Genomic DNA, 16,833 nt, shown 5'->3' on the forward strand with positions numbered 1-16,833 from the left:
GGCTGCGGGTTAGGGTTCCGGCGTGGAATTGAGCGAGCTGGGGCGGCGGATCTACGCGAGTGCCCATCTGACCGGGGAGTTCGTGCTGCGGTCGGGGCAGGTCACGGGGGAGTACTTCGACAAGTACAGGTTCGAGGCTGATCCGGTGCTGCTGGATGCGGTCGCCGAGGCGATGGTGCCGCTCGTGCCGGAGGGGACCGAGGTGCTGGCCGGGCTGGAGATGGGTGGGATCCCGGTGGTGACCGCGCTGGGGCGGCATACCGGGCTGCAGTGTGCGTTCGTGCGGAAGGAAGCCAAGGCCTACGGGACTCGCCGGTTGGCCGAGGGGGCCGAGACCGCCGGCAAGCGGGTGACGATCGTCGAGGACGTCGTCACCACCGGTGGTCAGATCGTGCTGTCCACCAACGACCTCCGCGCGCTGGGCGCCGAGATCACCGACGCCCTCTGCGTCATCAATCGCAACCCCACGACCCCGGCGCCGCTCGCCGAGGCAGGTCTGACGCTGCACGCGCTCCTGACCTTGGACGACCTGACTCCAGGCACCAGCTGAGCTGCTGCCGTCGGCCGGGATCGGCCGGAGTCAGTCCTCGGCTTCGGCGGTTTCGCGTTCTACTTCGAAGCGGAGTTGCTTGCCGGAGCGGATGCGTTCGATCGCGGCCAGGCAGGCGTCCTCACTCATGTGAACGCCGATCTCACCGAGCTTGTGGCGCAGCACCAGCGCGGCGTCCTCCGCGGAGCGGGAACTGGACTCGTTGATCGCCTCGATCGTTGTCTGGGTGAGCTTCTCGCGGATGTCCGGGTGAACCTCGTGGATCTCGTGCGTGATTCTGAACTCAGTCATCGCGACTCGCTCTCCCTTTCGCCCGCGGGCCGGTCTACAACTCAAGCGTAGTGGGCCGGACCCGCTGGGGAAGCTCAGACGAGCACTCGATTTACGAAAGTTTCAAGTCGCGTGGCCAGCCGTTCCGCCCGGACCTGCGGTGGCGCGGTTTCGCCCTGCGGTACCTCGACTTCGCGTAGCCCGCGGACGTACAGCGAGCAGGCCAGATCCGCGCAGATGTACGTCCCGACCGTGTTGCCCTGCCGGCCCGCCGTACCCGCCCGCCGCGCGGCGAACAACGCCACGTCGGTCACGTGGTGCGCGGTGTTGCACAGGTCGCACAGACCGGTCCCGCGCCGTGGCTTGCCGGTCGCCTGGGTGTTCACCGCGATCCCGGTCACGCCGCTGTCGCGCCGTACCACCAGATAGCCGCGGTTGGGCGCCTTCGGGTCGCGCCAGCCCAGAAAGTCCAGCGACTCCCAGGGGAGCTCGGTGAAGCCGGGCGGCGGCGTCATCGCCTTGACCAGGCTCTTGGTTGAGTTGACGAACGAGCGCCTGATCTCCTCGACGCTGAGCGGTTCCACGACAGTCCTCCGATCCTTCGACCAGCCATGAGACCCGCCCGGCCCTTGATCCCGCAACCGAATATCCCCGTATGGTTGCTGGCGGCAACGATCAGCTGTCGACGTACGCCGCGGTCCGGCCGTCGTCGTGGTTGCGCAGATCGACGCCGAAATCGACCAACGCCTTCAGCCGGAGCAGCAGTGAGACGTGGTCGCTGCCGTCCTGGGCATCGTCGCAGCTGAGCGTCAGGTCCGTGCCGCCGGACTCGTCCGGAACCAGCGTGAACGTCCAGGTGCTGCCGAAGTACCGCAGCCGGTAGAGCCGGTCCTGGACCGCCTCCTCGACCCGGGCGTCCTCGGTGCGTCCGTCGGGCAGGACGAACCGGCCTTGACTGACTGACGACCAATTCTCTGCCAGGCCCGGACACGCCTCGTACTGAGGGTGGACATCCAGGCGCATTAGGTGAAAAGTGGACTATGCAAACTTCAATTAGTTCTCTGGAGGAGCCTCGATGGCCAACCAGTACGGCGCACTGACCGGCGACTACACGTTCGACACAGCGCACTCGCGGATCGGGTTCGTCGCCCGGCACGCGATGGTGACGAAAGTACGGGGGTCGTTCAACGAATTCGAGGGCTCGGCGCACCTCGACGGGGACAACCCGGCGAACTCGTCGGGTCGGGTGACGGTCCAGGCCAAGAGCATCGACACGCGCAACAGTCAGCGCGATGAGCACCTGCGCAGCAATGACTTCCTCGACATGGACACGCACCCGGAGATCACGTTCGTGTCGACCTCGATCAAGCAGACCGGGGACGAGACGTTCACGGTCGCCGGTGACCTGTCGATCCGCGGGGTGACCAAGCCGGTCGAGATCGCGTTCGAGTACACCGGCTCGGCGACCGACCCGATGGGCAACGAGCGGGTCGGCCTGGAGGGGTCCGTCGTGATCAACCGCAAGGACTTCGGCGTCAGCTGGAACGCGGCCCTCGAGGGCGGCGGCGTGCTGGTCAGCGAGAAGGTCACGCTGGAGATCGAGGTCTCGGCGATCAAGAACACCTGACCGCACACAGCACGAGAACTGCAGAGGTCCCGCGACACCCGTCCGCGGGATCTCTGCTGTGTTGAGGTGCGGTCACGATCGGGGTGGGCGCGGTTGGGCCTGGCCGGCCGGTGGGGAGACTGGTTGTGAGTGCCGGCTAGGTCGAGGGGTCCGCCGATGATCGACACGCGATGGAAGCGCTGGTTGCTGCCGCTGTTCGGGCGGCGGCGCGCCGATCGCCGTACGCCGGAGTCCTTCCGGCCGCGCGGGACGAGCTCACGGGTGAGCCGGCTGGCAGCGCGGTACGACGCCGAGGTCGACGAGGCGCTGCAACGGTTGTGGCCGAAGGCGCGGATCTATCACGATCGCGAGTTCACCCGGGACCGGGCCGACTTTCTGCTGGTGGTACGCGGCCGGGGCGTGATGGTGGAGACGAAGGTGAAGAGCGACCCCGGTCTGTTCCGTGGGTCCACGTTGCCGCCGTTGCTGGACCGGTTGCAGCGCGATGGCCGGCGGCTGGTCGTCGTGCTGAATCAGGGAGACCCGACTCCGGCGCGCGAGTTGATCGCCGCGAAGCTCGGCGACAAGGGATGCGTCGTCGTGTGGTCCGGACCTGAACATGACACCGACCTCAAGGGCGCCGTGGAGGCCCTGCTGCGCCAGATGGTCCGCCATCCGTAGCTGACAACGCAGCAGCGCGGAGGGGGTGCCTCTCCGCGCTGCTGCGCTCCGGTTGCGAGGTGTGCCGGGTGGCAGCGAACGGAGACGGTGCCCGGGAGTCCGGGGTCCAGGTCAGCAGGCGTTGGGAGTGGTGGTGCCGCCGTCCACGACCCAGCGGCCTTCGAGCTGCTGGACCCGCATCTGGTCCAGCCAGCGCGTGGGTGTCGTGGCAGGGATGACGGAGCGGCCCTTCGCGTCGACGGTGCGCGCCGCGGTGGTGTCGTAGCAGGCGGAGATGATGACGCCGTTCGCGGCGAGCGTCCGCTTGGCCCACAGGACCTTGGTCGTGCCGGTGTTGTGCAGCTTCTTCGTGCGGAAGTACCTGGCCTGCGCGCTGATCGCCTGGAAGACCTTCGGTGTCATCACCGGCTGGAGCTGGGTGATCGTGCGGCCGCCGCTGCGCATCATCTGGTCCAGCGCCGAGCGGTAGTCGTAGTACGCGTTCACCACCGGGTCGCCGGCTCCCACGACCTGTCCGGCCAAGCCTTCCTCGGCCGGCCCGTGCTTGGACGCCTTCTTGGCGCCGGGCGACGAGGCGGCGACGTCGGCGTTGCTGTCGGTGCCACAGCCGGCGAGCAGCAGAACCGGGATCAGCGTGGCGGTCACCGCCAGGTTCCGAATGCGCATGGTGTCCGAACCTCCAGTCGGCCGCGGCGTGGCCGCTCGCACCATCGGGGCGCTCAGGATGTGTACTGAAGTCGTTGACGCCGTCCGGCACTGACCGTGTAACGCCGTCGCACGGACCGGTGTCACTGTGATCCGGGTCACAGTGCACCCCCTACCGCGGCCTGCGGGATCGGGCACAGGTAGTGGTGTACGCCTATGAAGCCGGCGTCGTGGTGCCGGGCCCACGACGGTGAAAGGAGCGTGTGGATGGACGTCCTGGAGCGGGTACGGGCGCTCTGCCTCGCATTACCGGAGGCGACCGAGCGGTTGAGTCACGGCGAACCGACGTGGTTCGTCCGGGACAAGAAGGTGTTCGTCATGTACGCCAACCAGCATCACGACGATCGGGTCGGGTTCTGGTGCGCGGCGCCGCCCGGCGTCCAGCAGTCGCTGGTCGAGGAGGATCCGGAGCACTTCTACCGGCCGCCGTACGTCGGCCACCGCGGCTGGCTCGGGGTGTACCTGGACGTCGACACCATCGACTGGGGACACCTCGAGGACATCGTCGAGGACGCCTACCGCCAGATCGCACCGAAGACCCTGATCGCCCGGCTCGACGAGACCTAGTCGGTGAGTGCCACGTCGGTCTGCTGCAGGTGCGGGATCTCCGGGCTCCAGAGATCGGCGTGCTCAGGTGACGACCACGTCCACGACCGGACCTGTGTGTCGCTGCGGCGGCCGAAGACCGCCCGGAACAGCTCGTACGACGAAGTCCGCGCCTCAGCGACAGGATCGCCCGACCCGAGCTGGTAGGTCCCATCCGGCGTGACGATCGAAAGCGACCCCTGCACGCCGTCAGACGGCGGATCCGACAGCAGCCACTCCAGTGTGCCGATCCACAGCTCCGACGGTGGTCGTCGCCCGGTCCCGAGCGCTCCGTGCAGGTCCGCCTCATGTGTTCCTGAGTCGACCCACGGGTTGCACACGAGCGGATTCGAGGTCGTCTCGCCGAGGATCACCCGCTCGAGTGCCGGCCCGGTCTCGGCCCACTCGTCGAGGACGGCGTCGATCGGCATCGAACGCCGTGCGTCGACTTGCACGGCGGTCCAGGGCGGCCGAGGCGCACCCTCGACGTTGCCCGCGGCGAAGTCGGCTGCCACTCCGGCGAGGTGGGACACCAGGTTGTGCACGGTCCACTCCGGGCAGGCCGGCACCTGGCGGTCCAGGTCGGCCGCGTCGAGTCCGCGGACGGCAGCGGTCACCCGTTCCCGGGTCGCGCGGTACAGCTCTGCGCTGGTCGTCGAGTCCATCACTACCTCCTTTTGCTCATGATGACGAACGAACGCGCTCGGGATCGACAACTTCCCCGGATAGGGTGACGCGATGGTGAAGGGTGGGGTCGGGCCGCGACTGGCCATCGCGTTGGCGTTCGGGAGTTCGGGCGCCGTCATGGTGCTGGAGCTCGTCTCCTTGCGTCTCGTGGCGCCGTACATCGGGCTGACGCTGGAGACGAACACGGCGGTGATCGGCGTCGCGCTCGCCGCGATCGCGACGGGCGCTGCGCTGGGTGGTCGCTTCGCGGACGCGGTGCCGCCGGTCCGGACGCTCGGTCCGCTGGTGATCTTCGCCGGTGCGCTGGTGATGCTGGTCCTTCCGGTCGTGCGCTGGACCGGTGAGGCGTTGCGCGGCGGCAGCACCGACCTGGTGTTCCTCGTGCTGGCGATCGCACTGTTCGTGCCCGCGTCGCTGCTGGCGGCGGTGACGCCGATGGTGACCAAGCTGCGGTTGGAGTCACTGGCCGAGACCGGCACGGTGGTCGGCCGTCTGTCGGCGTACGCGACTGTCGGCGGGATCGCGGGCACCGTGCTGACCGGCTTCGTGTTCGTGGCGAAGACCCCGATCAGCACGATCGTGCTCACCCTCGGCGGTCTGCTGGTCGTCGCCGGAGCCATCCTGACCGTCGTACTGCGAGGTCGGCAGGCGGCTGTGAAGCCGGTGGCGCTCGCGCTGATCGGTGCCACGCTCACCGTCGTCGCACCCCGGCCGTGTGAGGTGGAAACGGCGTACCACTGTGCTCGCGTGGTGGCGGATCCGAACCGGGAGGGCGGACGGACGCTGTACCTCGACCAGTTGCGGCACTCGTACGTCGACCTGGACGACCCGATGCATCTGGAGTTCGAGTACATCAAGAACTTCGCGGCCGCGATCGATGGCAGCTGGCCGGCCGCCAAGTCGCTGGACGTGCTGCATGTCGGCGGTGGCGGGCTCACCATGCCGCGGTACCTGACCGCGACCCGGCCGAGCACCCACAACAAGGTGTACGAGATCGACTCCGCGGTCGTCGAGCTGGACAAGAAGGAGCTCGGAGTGCGGACCGGACCGGATCTCGATGTGGTCGTCCGCGACGGCCGGCTCGGTGTGCGCGACGAAGCGACGGACAGCCGCGACCTGGTGATCATGGACGCGTTCAGCGGTCTGTCGGTGCCGTGGCACCTGACAACGCGTGAGCTGGTCGCCGACGTACGCCGGGTACTGCGCCCGGACGGGGTGTACCTGATCAACGTGATCGACTTCGGCGCGGCCGCGTTCCTGAAGGCGGAGATCGCGACGGTCGCCGCCGAGTTCCCGCAGGTCGCGGTGGTTGCGCGCAAGGACGAGCTCGCGGGGCAGAGCGGGGGCAACTTCGTGCTGGTCGCTTCGGACCGGCCGATCGAGGCAGCGGCGATCGCGGCCAAGGTCGGGCCGGCGATGCAGGTGCAGCAGGAGCTGACCGGGTTCGTCGGCAACGCGCCGGTGCTGACCGACGACTACGCACCGGTCGATCAGCTGCTCACGCCGTACGTCAGCTGAGATACGGGCCGCCGGAGTTGTGCTCCGGGGCGTGGGCTTGTTGCATGAGGTCATGCACCCACGCGCAGGCCAGCCAGCTCAGCCCGAGGACCTCGTCGATGTCCAGGCGATGCTGACGGCGTACGACGAGATCACGCCGGATGTGGACAACCCCGCCCAGAAGGTCGTCTTCGGGACCTCGGGCCACCGTGGCTCGAGCCTCGACGGTGCCTTCAACGAGGCGCACATCCTGGCCATCACGCAGGCGATCTGCGAGTACCGGGCCGGTGAGGGGACGGCCGGGCCGCTGCTGGTCGGCCGGGACAGCCACGGCCTGTCGGAGCCGGCGTGGCGGACCGTGCTCGAGGTGCTCGCGGGCAACGGCGTACAGACGCTCGTCGACAGCGCGGACCGGCTCACGCCGACCCCCGCGGTGTCGCACGCGATCCTGCGGCTCAACCGCGGCGCCGGGGCTGGTGCGGACGGCATCGTCATCACGCCGTCGCACAACCCGCCGCGGGACGGCGGGATCAAGTACAACCCGCCGCACGGCGGACCGGCGGACTCGGACGCGACCGGCTGGATCGCCGCGCGCGCGAACGAGTTGATCGCCGGCGGCAATCGTGAGGTACGACGTACGCCGTTCGACCAGGCCAGGTCGGAGGCGGGGGAGTACGACTACGTCGGCCACTACGTCGACGACCTGCCCTCGGTCCTGAATCTGGACGCGATCCGCACGGCCGGCGTGAAGATCGGCGCCGACCCGCTTGGCGGCGCGAGTGTGGACTACTGGGCCGCGATCGCGGAACGGCACCGCCTCGATCTGACCGTGGTGAACCCGCGGATCGACCCGGCCTGGTCGTTCATGACGCTGGACCATGACGGCAAGATCCGGATGGACTGCTCCTCGCCGTACGCGATGGCCTCGCTGGTCGCCCAGCGGGACCGGTACGACGTGTCCACCGGCAACGACGCGGATGCGGACCGGCACGGCATCGTCACGCCGGACGCCGGCCTGATGAACCCGAACCACTACCTGGCCGTCGCCATCTCCTACCTGTTCGCCAACCGCCAGTGGGGTCCGGACGTCGCGGTCGGGAAGACCTTGGTGTCGTCCTCGCTGATCGACCGGGTGGTCGCCGACCTCGGCCGCCGGCTGTGGGAGGTCCCCGTCGGGTTCAAGTGGTTCGTCCCGGGGCTGATCGACGGCTCGGTCGGTTTCGGTGGCGAGGAATCGGCGGGCGCGAGCTTCCTGCGCTTCGACGGCACGGTGTGGACCACGGACAAGGACGGCATCCTGCTGGCGTTGCTGGCCAGCGAGATCACCGCGGTCACCGGCGAGACGCCGTCGCAGGCCCACGCGAAGCTGGTCGAGCGGTTCGGCGCTTCCGCGTACTCACGGGTGGACGCTCCGGCCACGCGCGAGCAGAAGGCCAAGCTGTCGGCCCTGTCCGCGGACGCGGTCACCGCGACCGAGTTGGCGGGTGAGCCGATCCTGGACCGGATGACGAGTGCTCCCGGCAACGGCGCCGCGATCGGCGGGCTGAAGGTCACCACCGAGTCGGCCTGGTTCGCCGCTCGCCCGTCCGGGACCGAGGACCTCTACAAGATCTACGGCGAGTCCTTCAAGGGCGCCGACCACCTCGAGCAGGTCTTCGAGCAGGCCCGGGAGGTCGTCTCCAAAGCCCTCGGCTAACGCACGAAGGCGTCGAGGAGCCGGTCCAGGTCCGCGGCGGGGTCGCTGGTGAGCCCGCTGTGGATCGGACCGGGATGGACAACCGTACTGCGGGGTGCGGCGAGCCACCGGAAGCGCTCGCCGATCCCGGTCGCCGCGGCCGGCCCGACGGCAGGATCGCCGGCGCAGATCGCGCGGATGTGCTCGAGCGATGCGCACACCACGTCCACGTCGACGGCCGGATCCAGCGCCTTGAGCCGGTCCGGATCGACGTCCCACGCGGCGCCCAGGAAGTCCCGCGCGCGGCAGTAGAGCACCGCACCCACATTGATGAACTCACCGCGCTGGATCCGCGGCGCCGCCCGCAGAATGACGTAGTCGAAAGGCACCAGCTCAGTCATCGCGCACCGCCCGGAAGCCAGGCGGACCGCTTGTCCAGCCGCGCGGTCAGGTAATCGAGGTACCGCTCCCGATCGCCGTCGTCCAGCCACTCGTCCGGCACCAGCCCGATCACCTCGGTCAGCAGCTCCGGGGTGATCGCAGTCGCCAGTTCCGCGTCCACCCCGGGTACGTCGGGTGTCGCGACCGAGAACACGTGGTCGGAGGCGTCGTACGGGAGGGTGGCGAACTTCTCCGCCGGCATCCAGGAGTGGTGGAAGTACAACGCGGCGCCGTGGTCGATCAGCCAGAGGTTCTTGTGCCAGACCAGCAGGTTCGTGTTGCGCCAGGATCGGTCCACGTTGGCGACGAACGCGTCCAGCCACAGGATCCTGGCCATCGCCTGGTCGCCCGGGTTGCCGGCCGAACCGTCGTACCCGAAGGAGCCGGGCAGGAAGTCGACGGCGAGGTTCAGGCCGGCGCTACGGATCAGCAGCTCCTGGATCTCGAAGTCCGGCTCGGACTTGCCGATCGCCGGGTCGAGCTGGATCAGCTTGAGCTCCGGCACCCGCAGGCCGAGGCGGCGGAACAGCTCACCGACGATGATCTCGGCCACCAGCGCCTTCGGGCCCTGGCCGGCGCCGTGGAACTTGATCACGTACGTGCCGAGATCGTTGCCTTCGACAACGCCAGGCAGCGAACCGCCCTCGCGCAACGGCAACACGTAGCGTGTGGCGGTGATGGTCGGCAGAGTCACGCGGCAGAGCCTAACCGGTTTGCCGTCGGGTACCGGCCGAGGGTGAGGCTACCGTTCTTCGGGGTGGAGGAAGAGTTACTGCTCGTGTCCGCCACCGGTCATCCACTCCCGCGCAGCAAGGCTGTCGTGGCGGGCGTGCAGGATCTCGATGTCGAGCTCGAGCTGACCCGGGCCATGGTCGAGATCAACACGCCGGTCTGCGAGACGTCGACCGAGTTGCGTGGGCACTTGTCCGACATGCGTTCCAAGCTCGCCGACGCGGCCGCAGGTGAGGGTGCCCGGCTGCTGGCGATCGCCGTACCGCCGCACGGTCAGGCGGCGCAGTCGATCACCCGGAAACCGCGGTACGAAGAGCTGGCAGGGCAGTGGGGTCTGCTGGCGCGCGAGCAGGGTGTGTGCGGTTGTCACGTCCATGTCGACGTGTCCGGCAAAGAGACGGCGGTCCGCGTCAGCAACCACCTGCGGCCTTGGCTGCCTGCGCTGCTTGCCCTCACCGCGAACTCACCGATCTACCTCGACCAGGACACCGGCTTCGCGAGCTGGCGTTGGCTGATGACGACCCGCTGGCCGTGTGCCGGTCCGCCGCCGTATCTGGAGTCGGTCGAGCACTATGACGCCTTGGTGGCAATGCATCTGGCGGCGGGCACGCTCATCGACGAGCGGATGGTCTATTGGGACGTCCGGCCGTCCTCGCACCTGCCGACGGTGGAGGTTCGGGTCAGCGACATACCGCTGACTGTCGACGACACCGTGCTGCTGGCCACTGTCATTCGTGCGCTGGTGATGACTGCCTTGGACGACGGCACGAACGGTCCGTCGCTGGAGCCGGAGGTACTGCGGGCGGCGTACTGGCTGGCCGCACGCGACGGGATGACTGGCAACGGCCTGGACGTTCGCACGGCCGAGTCATTGCCGATGGCCGAGGTGGTTGGGCGATTGCGGCGGCATGTGGAGCCGGCCCTGCAGGAGCTCGACGCGCTCGACCTGGTGAGCGACGGCATCCAACGGATCCTGACCGACGGCAACGGCGCGGTGAAGCAACGCAAGGCCTTCCGCACCGGCGGCGACGTCACCGGCCTGACCGAGATCACGCCGGCACCGAAGAATTGACATCACGCTTTCACAATCCCCGCAGTATGGCGTTATGCCGAGAGCAGACTCGGCCCCGAATGGCCCCTGATCCGCCGGAAATCTGACCATGTACACGGCGTCGAGTGCCTGTGACACCAAGGAACGGACCCTCGGCAAGGGGACGTGCTGGGCCTGCGAGCCCTGTACTGACGGGAGACTCCCGGTAGAGCACCGCTCTACCGGGAGTTCTCCGGTCTAGTGCCTCAGGAAGTCCTCCAGGCCGTGGAGGTCGTCGGTGTTGATGTGGTCGACACCGACCGCCTTGAGTTCGGTCCACACCGCTTCGCGGGCCGCGCCGGGCAGGTCCGGCGTCTCCCAGAAGCGCACCCGGTAGCCGGCGTGGTGAGCGGTCACCACGATGTCGTGCAGCTTGACCTGCTCGTCGGTCGGCATCGGACCGACGCCCTTCCAGGTGAACACGTTCGACCAGTTGTCGCTCACCAGCGGCATCAGCGAAGCGGGCATCCCCGACTGCAGGTCGCCGAGGCGGCCGTCGTACCCGGCGTACCGGACCTTCTGTGCCTTCAGTACGTCGAGCGGCCGGTTGCCACTGATCACCGACGTCACCGCGCCCTTCAGCACCCGCCCGTTGATGAAGACCGTGCTGATCCCGCGATACTTCTGCAGCGCCTCGTCCACCGCTGCGTACGTCGACGGCCCGTCACTCTTGATGTCGATGAGCAACTGGAAGTCGCGCCCGTGCTCGTACACCTGCCCGTGGTTCTCCCGCACCCGATCGGCCAACGGCTGCAGGTACAGGCTCTCCAGCGTGCGACCCGGCACGGCGTCGTCCAGGTCATGCGCGACCCGCAGTTCGCCGTCGATCAGCCACACGTCCGCCTCGACGCTGTTGAACCCGCGATCCAGCGCGTCCTGCAGCGGACGCCGGTGGTCGTAGTCGTTGTGCGCATGCGCCGACGGCAGTGCCCGGAAGGCCGGAGCGTCGTACGCCTTGGGGAGCCTGAAGCCGTTCTCCTGTACGACGGAACGCAGCCGGTCGGGGTAGTCGGTGATGATCCCGTCGACACCGTCGTCGATCAACGCCTGCATGGTCGGCGGGTCGTCGACGGTCCACGGGATCACCTTCATCCCTGCCTTGTGCGCCGACTTCACCATGTCCGCGGTGACGTACGGCCGGTAGTTCGGATCGGTGACCTTGCCGTCCTGCGGGAAGCCGTGCACCGGTGAGATCGCCGAAGCGCCGAACGACTTCGTCGCCTTGACCAGGTCACCACCGAAGTCGTCGATGTCCAGGCCACCGAGCCACGGCGACTTGCCCGGCCGGCCGACCTGGAGGAAGTCGAAGTTGGTCAGCGCGACCAGCGGCAGCTCCGGCGCGACCTGGCGCATCCGCATCAGCGAACCCCAGTCGAAGCTCTGGATCGTCACCTGCCGGCCGATCTTCGCCGTGCGGACCTCGCGCGCGACGACCTGGACGAACTGCTCGCGCGGCGCGGTCTCGGACGGTGCACCCGCCTCGACCTTGGTCTCGATGTTCAGCTTCACGTTGTTCGCGTGATAGCGGTGTACGAGCGCGAAGATGTCGCGCAGCTCAGGCATCCGGGCGCCCGGATCGGGCTGCTGACCGGGGAAGCCCGCCTGCGGCAGCGAACCGCAGTCGAGCTGCTTGACCTGCTTCAGCGTCAGCGTGTTGATGAACTTGCCGACGTACGGGTACTCCGGGTCGTTCGGCGTGTACGGCGCGGTGTCGCGGCATTTGGACCCGGTGACCTTGCGGTCGTGGGTGACCACGGCGTACCCGTCCTGGGTGATCTGGACGTCGAGCTCGAGCGTGCTGACGCCGAGCTCGAGGCCGTGCGAGAAGGACGCGATCGTGCTCTCCACGGTCAGTCCGAGACCGCCGCGGTGAGCCTGGACGTCGAAGTCGCCACGGTAAGCGGAGGCCGGTACGGCGACCAGTCCCTGGGCGACGAGACCGGCAGCGAGGACAAGCGGAAGCAGCGCGCGGGGGAGGCAGCGCATGAGGGGAACCTTTCCGGAGGGGTGGGCGGACGTCCCCGAGGCTGGCTGCCGCAGGGATACCTGTCCCTTCGTGAAGGTAGCCGAGAAACGGCCGACGGGTGACCGCCGCGTGTCGCCGTCCGATTACGGAGCGGAGACGACGTCCCGCACCGACTGGGACTCCGCCGTCACCGAGCCGTCCTTGAACGCGCTGTCCAATTTCCCCTCGGTACGGCGCGTGAGCGTGAGCCGGACCCGGCACTGCGAGCTGTTCTTGCCTGGGGCCGGCGTGGTCGTCACGGGCTTGATCGAGCCCCGCGCGATGGTCGCGGACGTCCGCCCGGGCTCGAGTTCGAGGCTGCCCGCTTGCACGCAGTCACCCGCCCAGCCGAGGTTCGTCGGCAACTGCGACGGCTCGCTGGTGAACCGCACAGTGATGTCCTTGCGTCGCGAGAAAGTCGTACCGGCGGCCGGTGCAACCATCCGGACCCGTTCGGGCAGTACGACGGTCGATTGTGGAGCGGACTCGTTGTCGCCGCCGCGTTTGAGGCTGAAGGTGATTTCGGTCCCTGCTGCGGTCACGCCGTCCAGCCGGTTGGTGTAGCTGGTGACACCGGCGGACCGGTGGTGTCTCAGCTCGGCCGACTTGCCGCCACCGCTGGCGGTGATCCCTTCGCCGTCGCCGAGTTCGACGAACGTCAGCGTGCCAACGCGGAGCGAGGCGCTCACGTCGGCCGCGTCGGTGTTCTCCGGCAGTGTCACGACCATCCCTGCGGTCATCCCGCTGGTGCGGATGTCCTTCGACTCCACGGTCGAGCAGCCGGTCAGGACGAGAACGGCGAGAACGGTTGCTGGGGCGGCGATTCGCTTCACAGTCCGGGAAGCTAACACCGCCAGGGATCAGCGCTCGTGAGTACAACTACTCATACTGGAGCGCTTCGAGCGGATTCAGCTTGGCCGCGCGCCGGGCCGGCCAGATCGCGGCGAAGATGCCGACCACGACCGAGACGACGGCGAAGATCACCAGTTGACCGGCCGGAATCGTGAAGGTGATCTCGTCCAGCCGCGACGCCAGCAGCGACGCGAGGACGAGGCCCAGCACGATCCCGATCACCGCGCCGATCAGGGCGGTGATCACGCTCTCCTGCCGGATCATCCGCTTCACCTGCAAGCGCGTCAGCCCGATCGCACGCAACATGCCGAGCTCCCGGGTTCGCTCGAAGACGGTCAGCACCAAGGTGTTGACGATGCCGAACAGACTCACCAGGACCGAGAGCGCGAGCAGGACGTAGAGGACGTTCAGGATGCTCTTCACGTTGTCGGTCTGCGCCTTCTTGAAGGCCTCCCGGGTCATCGCCTTGGCGTTCGGGAACGTGCTCAGCGCGCTGTCCAGGGCGGCCGTGTTCTCCGCGGTGACACCGCCGCGCATGTTGACGAACGTGTAGATGTTCAGCGGCTGCGAGGTGGTCGAGTCGAAGGTCTCGGTCGAGATCGTCACGTTGCCGAACGGCGATCCGCCGGCCGGCGGGCGGAAGACGCCACGGACCTGGAGTTGCAGGACCTTCCCGGTCGCCGTCTCCATCGCGAACCGTGAGCCCTGCGAGAGCGCGTGGGTGTCGGCGTACTCGGCATCGACGATCGCGCCGTCGGCGCCGAGTTCACCGAGCGACGCCTGGGAGCCGGACCGCCAGTCGAAGGTGAGCAGGCTGGGCGCCTCGGCATCGACGGCGGTGATCGTGATCGTCTTGTCGAACGCCTTCGCCTGGCCGCCGCGCACGCTGGTCTGGGACTCGACGGCCGGTACTTCGGCCACAGCGGCCGCGACTGTCGGCGGCAACGGGCTGAAGTTGTTCTGCGCGGTGATGGCGTAGTCGGCGCTGAAGATCCCGTCCACGGCCTGCTCGAACGGCTTGATGATGCCCGCGCCCAAGGTGGCAACCAGTGTGACCAGCGCGAGTCCGATCATCAGCGCGGCGGCGGTCGACGCCGTCCGGTGCGGATCGCGCCGGCTGTTCTGGCCGCCGATCGCGACCGCGGGTCCGTCAGGGAGTACTCGCGGGAACTCGGCGGGCCGCCCTAGGAGCCGTCGTACCAGCCAGAGCGGGAACAGGAAGAACGGCCAGGCGATCGCGGTCAGTACGACGACCGCCCAGCGGGCGACGGGATCGGACACGGCGGCGAGCGGCCGGACGAGACGGGCGGAGAACAGGGCGATGCCGATGAACAGCAGCAGTACGCCGGCACCGAGCAACGACAGCAGCGTGGTGGTCGACAGGCCGTCGACGAACAGTCCCGTCAGCACGAGCGCGATCCCGACGACGGCGAGCAGGGCCGCTCCCAGTGGGCGGTAGCGATGCAACCGGCCTGGCGCGAGCGTCGCGCCCTCCCGGACCGCGGCGATCGGTGGCACCCGGGTCGCCCGCCACGCAGGCCGAAGGCTCGCAAGTACGGTGACCAGTACGCCGACCACCAGCGCGACGATGATCGTCCGGGTCTGGAAGACCAGTCCGTTGTTCGGCAGGGTGAAACCGACCGCGTCGAACAGCTTGAACAGCCCGGTTGCGATCGCGAGCCCGAGGAACAGCCCGACCACCGCCGAGACGAGCCCGGTCACCAGCGCTTCCAGGACGACGGTGCCGAGGATCTGGCGGCGGGAGGCCCCGAGAGTGCGCAGGGTCGCGAACTCACGGGTCCGCTGGGCGATCGTGATCGACAGCGAGTTGGCGATCACGAACGAGCCGACGAACAACGCGATCCCGCCGAACACCAGCAGGAACGTCTGCAGGAAGCTCAGGAAGCCGCTGGTCCCGGCCGCGTCCTCGGCCGCCTGGTCCTCGGCGGACCGGACCTGCGTCGCCTCGGGCAGGATCGGTCGCACCGCGTCGAGCAGTTGCTGCTCGCTGGTTCCGTCCTTCTTCGCGATCAGGATCTGATCCAGCTTGCCGGACTTGTCGAGCAACCTCTGCGCGGTGCCGAGTTCGAACCCGGCCAGCGTCGCACCGCCGATCGACGACACCGCGCCGAACTCGACCAGCCCCGAGATCCGCATCTGTTCGGCCGGCCCACGCGCCTGCACACCGATGGAGTCGCCGGCCGCGAATCCCTTCTCCTGCGCGCTGTGCGTGTCGATCACGACCTCGCCCGGCGCGGGCCACGCACCGGAGACCAGGGTGAGCGAGTTGAACTGCGGCAGCGCGGGATCCACGCTGAACGCGAGGTTCGGCGCGCCGCCGAAGACGATCGCCTTGCGGTCCTTGCCGATCAGTTGCGCCTCGCCGGCCACTGCGCCACCGGCCGCACCGACCTCGGGCAGTTCCCGGACCTGCGTGAGCAGACCGGCGTCGAACGGCGGCGCGGTGACGGTCCCGTCCTCGGCCGCGTCGAACGCCGTCTTCCCGGTGATCGCCGCGTCGGTGTTCTTGTAGTTCTCGGTGAAGATCGAGTCGAACGCGGACGTGATCGAATCGGTCAGCACGTACGTGCCCGAGATCAGCGCGACGCCGAGGACGACGCCGATCGCGGTCAGCGCCGAGCGAAGCTTGCGGGCCAGCAACCCCTGGACCGCGAACCGGATCACTGCAGGTCCAGCGTGTCGATGATCTGCAGGATCTCGTGCTGGCTGGACCGACCCGTCTCCTTCACGATCTCGCCGTCGGCCAGGTACAGCACCCGGTCGGCCATCGCGGCCGCGCGGGCGTCATGCGTGACCATGACTGTGGTCTGGCCGTACTCGTCGACCGAGCCGCGCATCAGCGCGAGGATCTCGCCGCTGGTCCGCGAGTCCAGGTTGCCGGTCGGCTCATCGGCGAACACCACGGTCGGCCGTGACACCAGGGCCCGCGCGATCGCGACCCGCTGCTGCTGGCCGCCGGACAGTTCGGCCGGCCGGTGCTCGAGGCGGTCGCCGAGTCCGACCCGCTCGACCAGGTCCTCGAAGAACTGCGGATCCGGCTTCGTGCCGGCGATCGTCAGTGGCAGCACGATGTTGTCGCGGGCACTGAGCATCGGCAGCAGGTTGAAGAACTGGAAGATGAAACCGATGTGCTGACGCCGCAGCTTGGTCAGCGCGTCGTCACCGAGGGTCGTGATCTCGATCCCGTCGATCCGTACCGAGCCCGACGTCGGCCGGTCCAGCCCGGCCAGGATGTGCATCAGCGTGGACTTGCCCGAGCCGGACGGTCCCATCACCGCAGTGAGCTGTCCTGGATCGATCTGCACGCCCACGCCGCGCAAGGCCCGGACCTCGGTGTCGCCTTCGCCGTACACGCGGACGACGTCCTCCGCGTACACCACGCCGGCATTCGTGCGTGCTGCTGTCCCCTCCGTGCCGATCATCGCCCCTCCCGACG

General features: G+C 68.4%; 18 protein-coding genes. 7 read left to right on the plus strand and 11 right to left on the minus strand.

Going from position 1 to position 16,833, the window contains the following annotated elements:
- The first annotated feature begins 22 nt into the window (after positions 1–22).
- On the plus strand, positions 23–550 hold the full coding sequence (locus tag OG817_RS07815; protein WP_406053030.1) for an orotate phosphoribosyltransferase: 528 nt from the start codon (positions 23–25) through the stop codon (positions 548–550).
- Positions 551–580: 30 nt separating this feature from the next.
- Here OG817_RS07815 and OG817_RS07820 read toward each other — a convergent pair whose 3' ends face one another.
- The 3 genes from OG817_RS07820 to OG817_RS07830 all read right to left on the minus strand — a co-directional run bounded on the left by OG817_RS07820 (position 581) and on the right by OG817_RS07830 (position 1,843).
- Positions 581–841, minus strand: coding sequence for a hypothetical protein (locus OG817_RS07820; protein ID WP_131364398.1), 261 nt, complete (start codon positions 839–841; stop codon positions 581–583).
- Between the two features lie 74 nt (positions 842–915).
- Positions 916–1,404, minus strand: coding sequence for an FBP domain-containing protein (locus tag OG817_RS07825; protein WP_406053031.1), 489 nt, complete (start codon positions 1,402–1,404; stop codon positions 916–918).
- A 91-nt stretch (positions 1,405–1,495) separates the two neighbouring features.
- The gene (locus OG817_RS07830) at positions 1,496–1,843 is read right to left on the minus strand and encodes a hypothetical protein (protein WP_406053032.1); all 348 of its coding nucleotides are present in this window, start codon (positions 1,841–1,843) and stop codon (positions 1,496–1,498) included.
- Positions 1,844–1,895: 52 nt separating this feature from the next.
- Between OG817_RS07830 and OG817_RS07835 the strand changes: the two genes are divergently transcribed.
- Together OG817_RS07835 and OG817_RS07840 are read left to right on the plus strand one after the other, a co-directional pair.
- On the plus strand, positions 1,896–2,447 hold the full coding sequence (locus OG817_RS07835; RefSeq protein WP_396395801.1) for a YceI family protein: 552 nt from the start codon (positions 1,896–1,898) through the stop codon (positions 2,445–2,447).
- Positions 2,448–2,603: 156 nt separating this feature from the next.
- Positions 2,604–3,107: a hypothetical protein gene (locus tag OG817_RS07840; RefSeq protein WP_396395800.1), complete on the plus strand. Its 504-nt coding sequence runs from the start codon at positions 2,604–2,606 to the stop codon at positions 3,105–3,107.
- Between the two features lie 111 nt (positions 3,108–3,218).
- Here the strand turns inward: OG817_RS07840 and OG817_RS07845 are convergent, their stop codons facing one another.
- A complete protein-coding gene (locus OG817_RS07845; RefSeq protein ID WP_406053033.1) occupies positions 3,219–3,773 on the minus strand; it encodes a hypothetical protein in 555 nt (184 codons plus the stop codon).
- Between the two features lie 246 nt (positions 3,774–4,019).
- On the opposite strand from OG817_RS07845, the gene OG817_RS07850 reads away from it, so the two are divergent.
- Positions 4,020–4,379: an MmcQ/YjbR family DNA-binding protein gene (locus OG817_RS07850; protein WP_393381361.1), complete on the plus strand. Its 360-nt coding sequence runs from the start codon at positions 4,020–4,022 to the stop codon at positions 4,377–4,379.
- On the opposite strand, the gene OG817_RS07855 is transcribed toward OG817_RS07850, so the two are convergent.
- Positions 4,376–5,062 (minus strand): maleylpyruvate isomerase family mycothiol-dependent enzyme, encoded by a 687-nt coding sequence (locus OG817_RS07855; RefSeq protein ID WP_406053034.1) that lies wholly within the window; start codon positions 5,060–5,062, stop codon positions 4,376–4,378. The two genes, OG817_RS07850 and OG817_RS07855, sit on opposite strands and share 4 nt — an antisense overlap.
- A 73-nt stretch (positions 5,063–5,135) precedes the next feature.
- Here OG817_RS07855 and OG817_RS07860 point away from each other — a divergent pair, with 73 nt between their 5' ends.
- Both OG817_RS07860 and pgm read left to right on the plus strand, forming a co-directional pair.
- The gene (locus OG817_RS07860; protein WP_406053035.1) at positions 5,136–6,602 is read left to right on the plus strand and encodes a fused MFS/spermidine synthase; all 1,467 of its coding nucleotides are present in this window, start codon (positions 5,136–5,138) and stop codon (positions 6,600–6,602) included.
- Positions 6,603–6,654: 52 nt separating this feature from the next.
- Positions 6,655–8,277, plus strand: coding sequence for a phosphoglucomutase (alpha-D-glucose-1,6-bisphosphate-dependent) (gene pgm, locus OG817_RS07865; protein ID WP_406053036.1), 1,623 nt, complete (start codon positions 6,655–6,657; stop codon positions 8,275–8,277).
- On the opposite strand, the gene OG817_RS07870 is transcribed toward pgm, so the two are convergent.
- Both OG817_RS07870 and OG817_RS07875 read right to left on the minus strand, forming a co-directional pair.
- Entirely contained in the window at positions 8,274–8,657 is a 384-nt protein-coding gene (locus tag OG817_RS07870; RefSeq protein WP_406053037.1) for a DUF3037 domain-containing protein, read from the minus strand. The two genes, pgm and OG817_RS07870, sit on opposite strands and share 4 nt — an antisense overlap.
- Positions 8,654–9,391: a HipA family kinase gene (locus OG817_RS07875; protein WP_406053038.1), complete on the minus strand. Its 738-nt coding sequence runs from the start codon at positions 9,389–9,391 to the stop codon at positions 8,654–8,656. The genes OG817_RS07870 and OG817_RS07875 overlap by 4 nt, the downstream gene beginning before the upstream one ends.
- Before the next feature lie 42 nt (positions 9,392–9,433).
- On the opposite strand from OG817_RS07875, the gene OG817_RS07880 reads away from it, so the two are divergent.
- Positions 9,434–10,501, plus strand: coding sequence for a glutamate--cysteine ligase (locus OG817_RS07880; protein ID WP_406053039.1), 1,068 nt, complete (start codon positions 9,434–9,436; stop codon positions 10,499–10,501).
- Positions 10,502–10,717: 216 nt separating this feature from the next.
- Here OG817_RS07880 and OG817_RS07885 read toward each other — a convergent pair whose 3' ends face one another.
- From OG817_RS07885 to OG817_RS07900, 4 genes are all read right to left on the minus strand, one after another.
- The gene (locus OG817_RS07885; RefSeq protein ID WP_406053040.1) at positions 10,718–12,505 is read right to left on the minus strand and encodes a glycerophosphodiester phosphodiesterase family protein; all 1,788 of its coding nucleotides are present in this window, start codon (positions 12,503–12,505) and stop codon (positions 10,718–10,720) included.
- 123 nt (positions 12,506–12,628) lie between these two features.
- A complete protein-coding gene (locus OG817_RS07890; protein ID WP_406053041.1) occupies positions 12,629–13,357 on the minus strand; it encodes a hypothetical protein in 729 nt (242 codons plus the stop codon).
- A gap of 46 nt (positions 13,358–13,403) precedes the next feature.
- Positions 13,404–16,061: an ABC transporter permease gene (locus OG817_RS07895; RefSeq protein WP_406053042.1), complete on the minus strand. Its 2,658-nt coding sequence runs from the start codon at positions 16,059–16,061 to the stop codon at positions 13,404–13,406.
- Positions 16,058–16,819, minus strand: coding sequence for an ABC transporter ATP-binding protein (locus OG817_RS07900; protein ID WP_406053043.1), 762 nt, complete (start codon positions 16,817–16,819; stop codon positions 16,058–16,060). Before OG817_RS07900 ends, OG817_RS07895 begins: the two co-directional genes overlap by 4 nt.
- Positions 16,820–16,833 lie beyond the last annotated feature (14 nt).

Origin of the sequence: Kribbella sp. NBC_00889 (assembly GCF_045207705.1) — a bacterium.
Classification (GTDB): domain Bacteria; phylum Actinomycetota; class Actinomycetes; order Propionibacteriales; family Kribbellaceae; genus Kribbella.

Excerpts from the sequence above, each read along its gene's own strand:
- OG817_RS07820 (WP_131364398.1), bottom strand. The coding sequence starts at position 841 with ATGACTGAGTTCAGAATCACGCACGAGATCCACGAGGTTCACCCGGAC.
- OG817_RS07830 (WP_406053032.1), bottom strand. The coding sequence starts at position 1,843 with ATGCGCCTGGATGTCCACCCTCAGTACGAGGCGTGTCCGGGCCTGGCA.
- OG817_RS07835 (WP_396395801.1), top strand. The coding sequence starts at position 1,896 with ATGGCCAACCAGTACGGCGCACTGACCGGCGACTACACGTTCGACACA.
- OG817_RS07840 (WP_396395800.1), top strand. The coding sequence starts at position 2,604 with ATGATCGACACGCGATGGAAGCGCTGGTTGCTGCCGCTGTTCGGGCGG.
- OG817_RS07845 (WP_406053033.1), bottom strand. The coding sequence starts at position 3,773 with ATGCGCATTCGGAACCTGGCGGTGACCGCCACGCTGATCCCGGTTCTG.
- OG817_RS07850 (WP_393381361.1), top strand. The coding sequence starts at position 4,020 with ATGGACGTCCTGGAGCGGGTACGGGCGCTCTGCCTCGCATTACCGGAG.
- OG817_RS07855 (WP_406053034.1), bottom strand. The coding sequence starts at position 5,062 with ATGGACTCGACGACCAGCGCAGAGCTGTACCGCGCGACCCGGGAACGG.
- OG817_RS07860 (WP_406053035.1), top strand. The coding sequence starts at position 5,136 with ATGGTGAAGGGTGGGGTCGGGCCGCGACTGGCCATCGCGTTGGCGTTC.
- pgm (WP_406053036.1), top strand. The coding sequence starts at position 6,655 with ATGCACCCACGCGCAGGCCAGCCAGCTCAGCCCGAGGACCTCGTCGAT.
- OG817_RS07870 (WP_406053037.1), bottom strand. The coding sequence starts at position 8,657 with ATGACTGAGCTGGTGCCTTTCGACTACGTCATTCTGCGGGCGGCGCCG.
- OG817_RS07885 (WP_406053040.1), bottom strand. The coding sequence starts at position 12,505 with ATGCGCTGCCTCCCCCGCGCGCTGCTTCCGCTTGTCCTCGCTGCCGGT.
- OG817_RS07900 (WP_406053043.1), bottom strand. The coding sequence starts at position 16,819 with ATGATCGGCACGGAGGGGACAGCAGCACGCACGAATGCCGGCGTGGTG.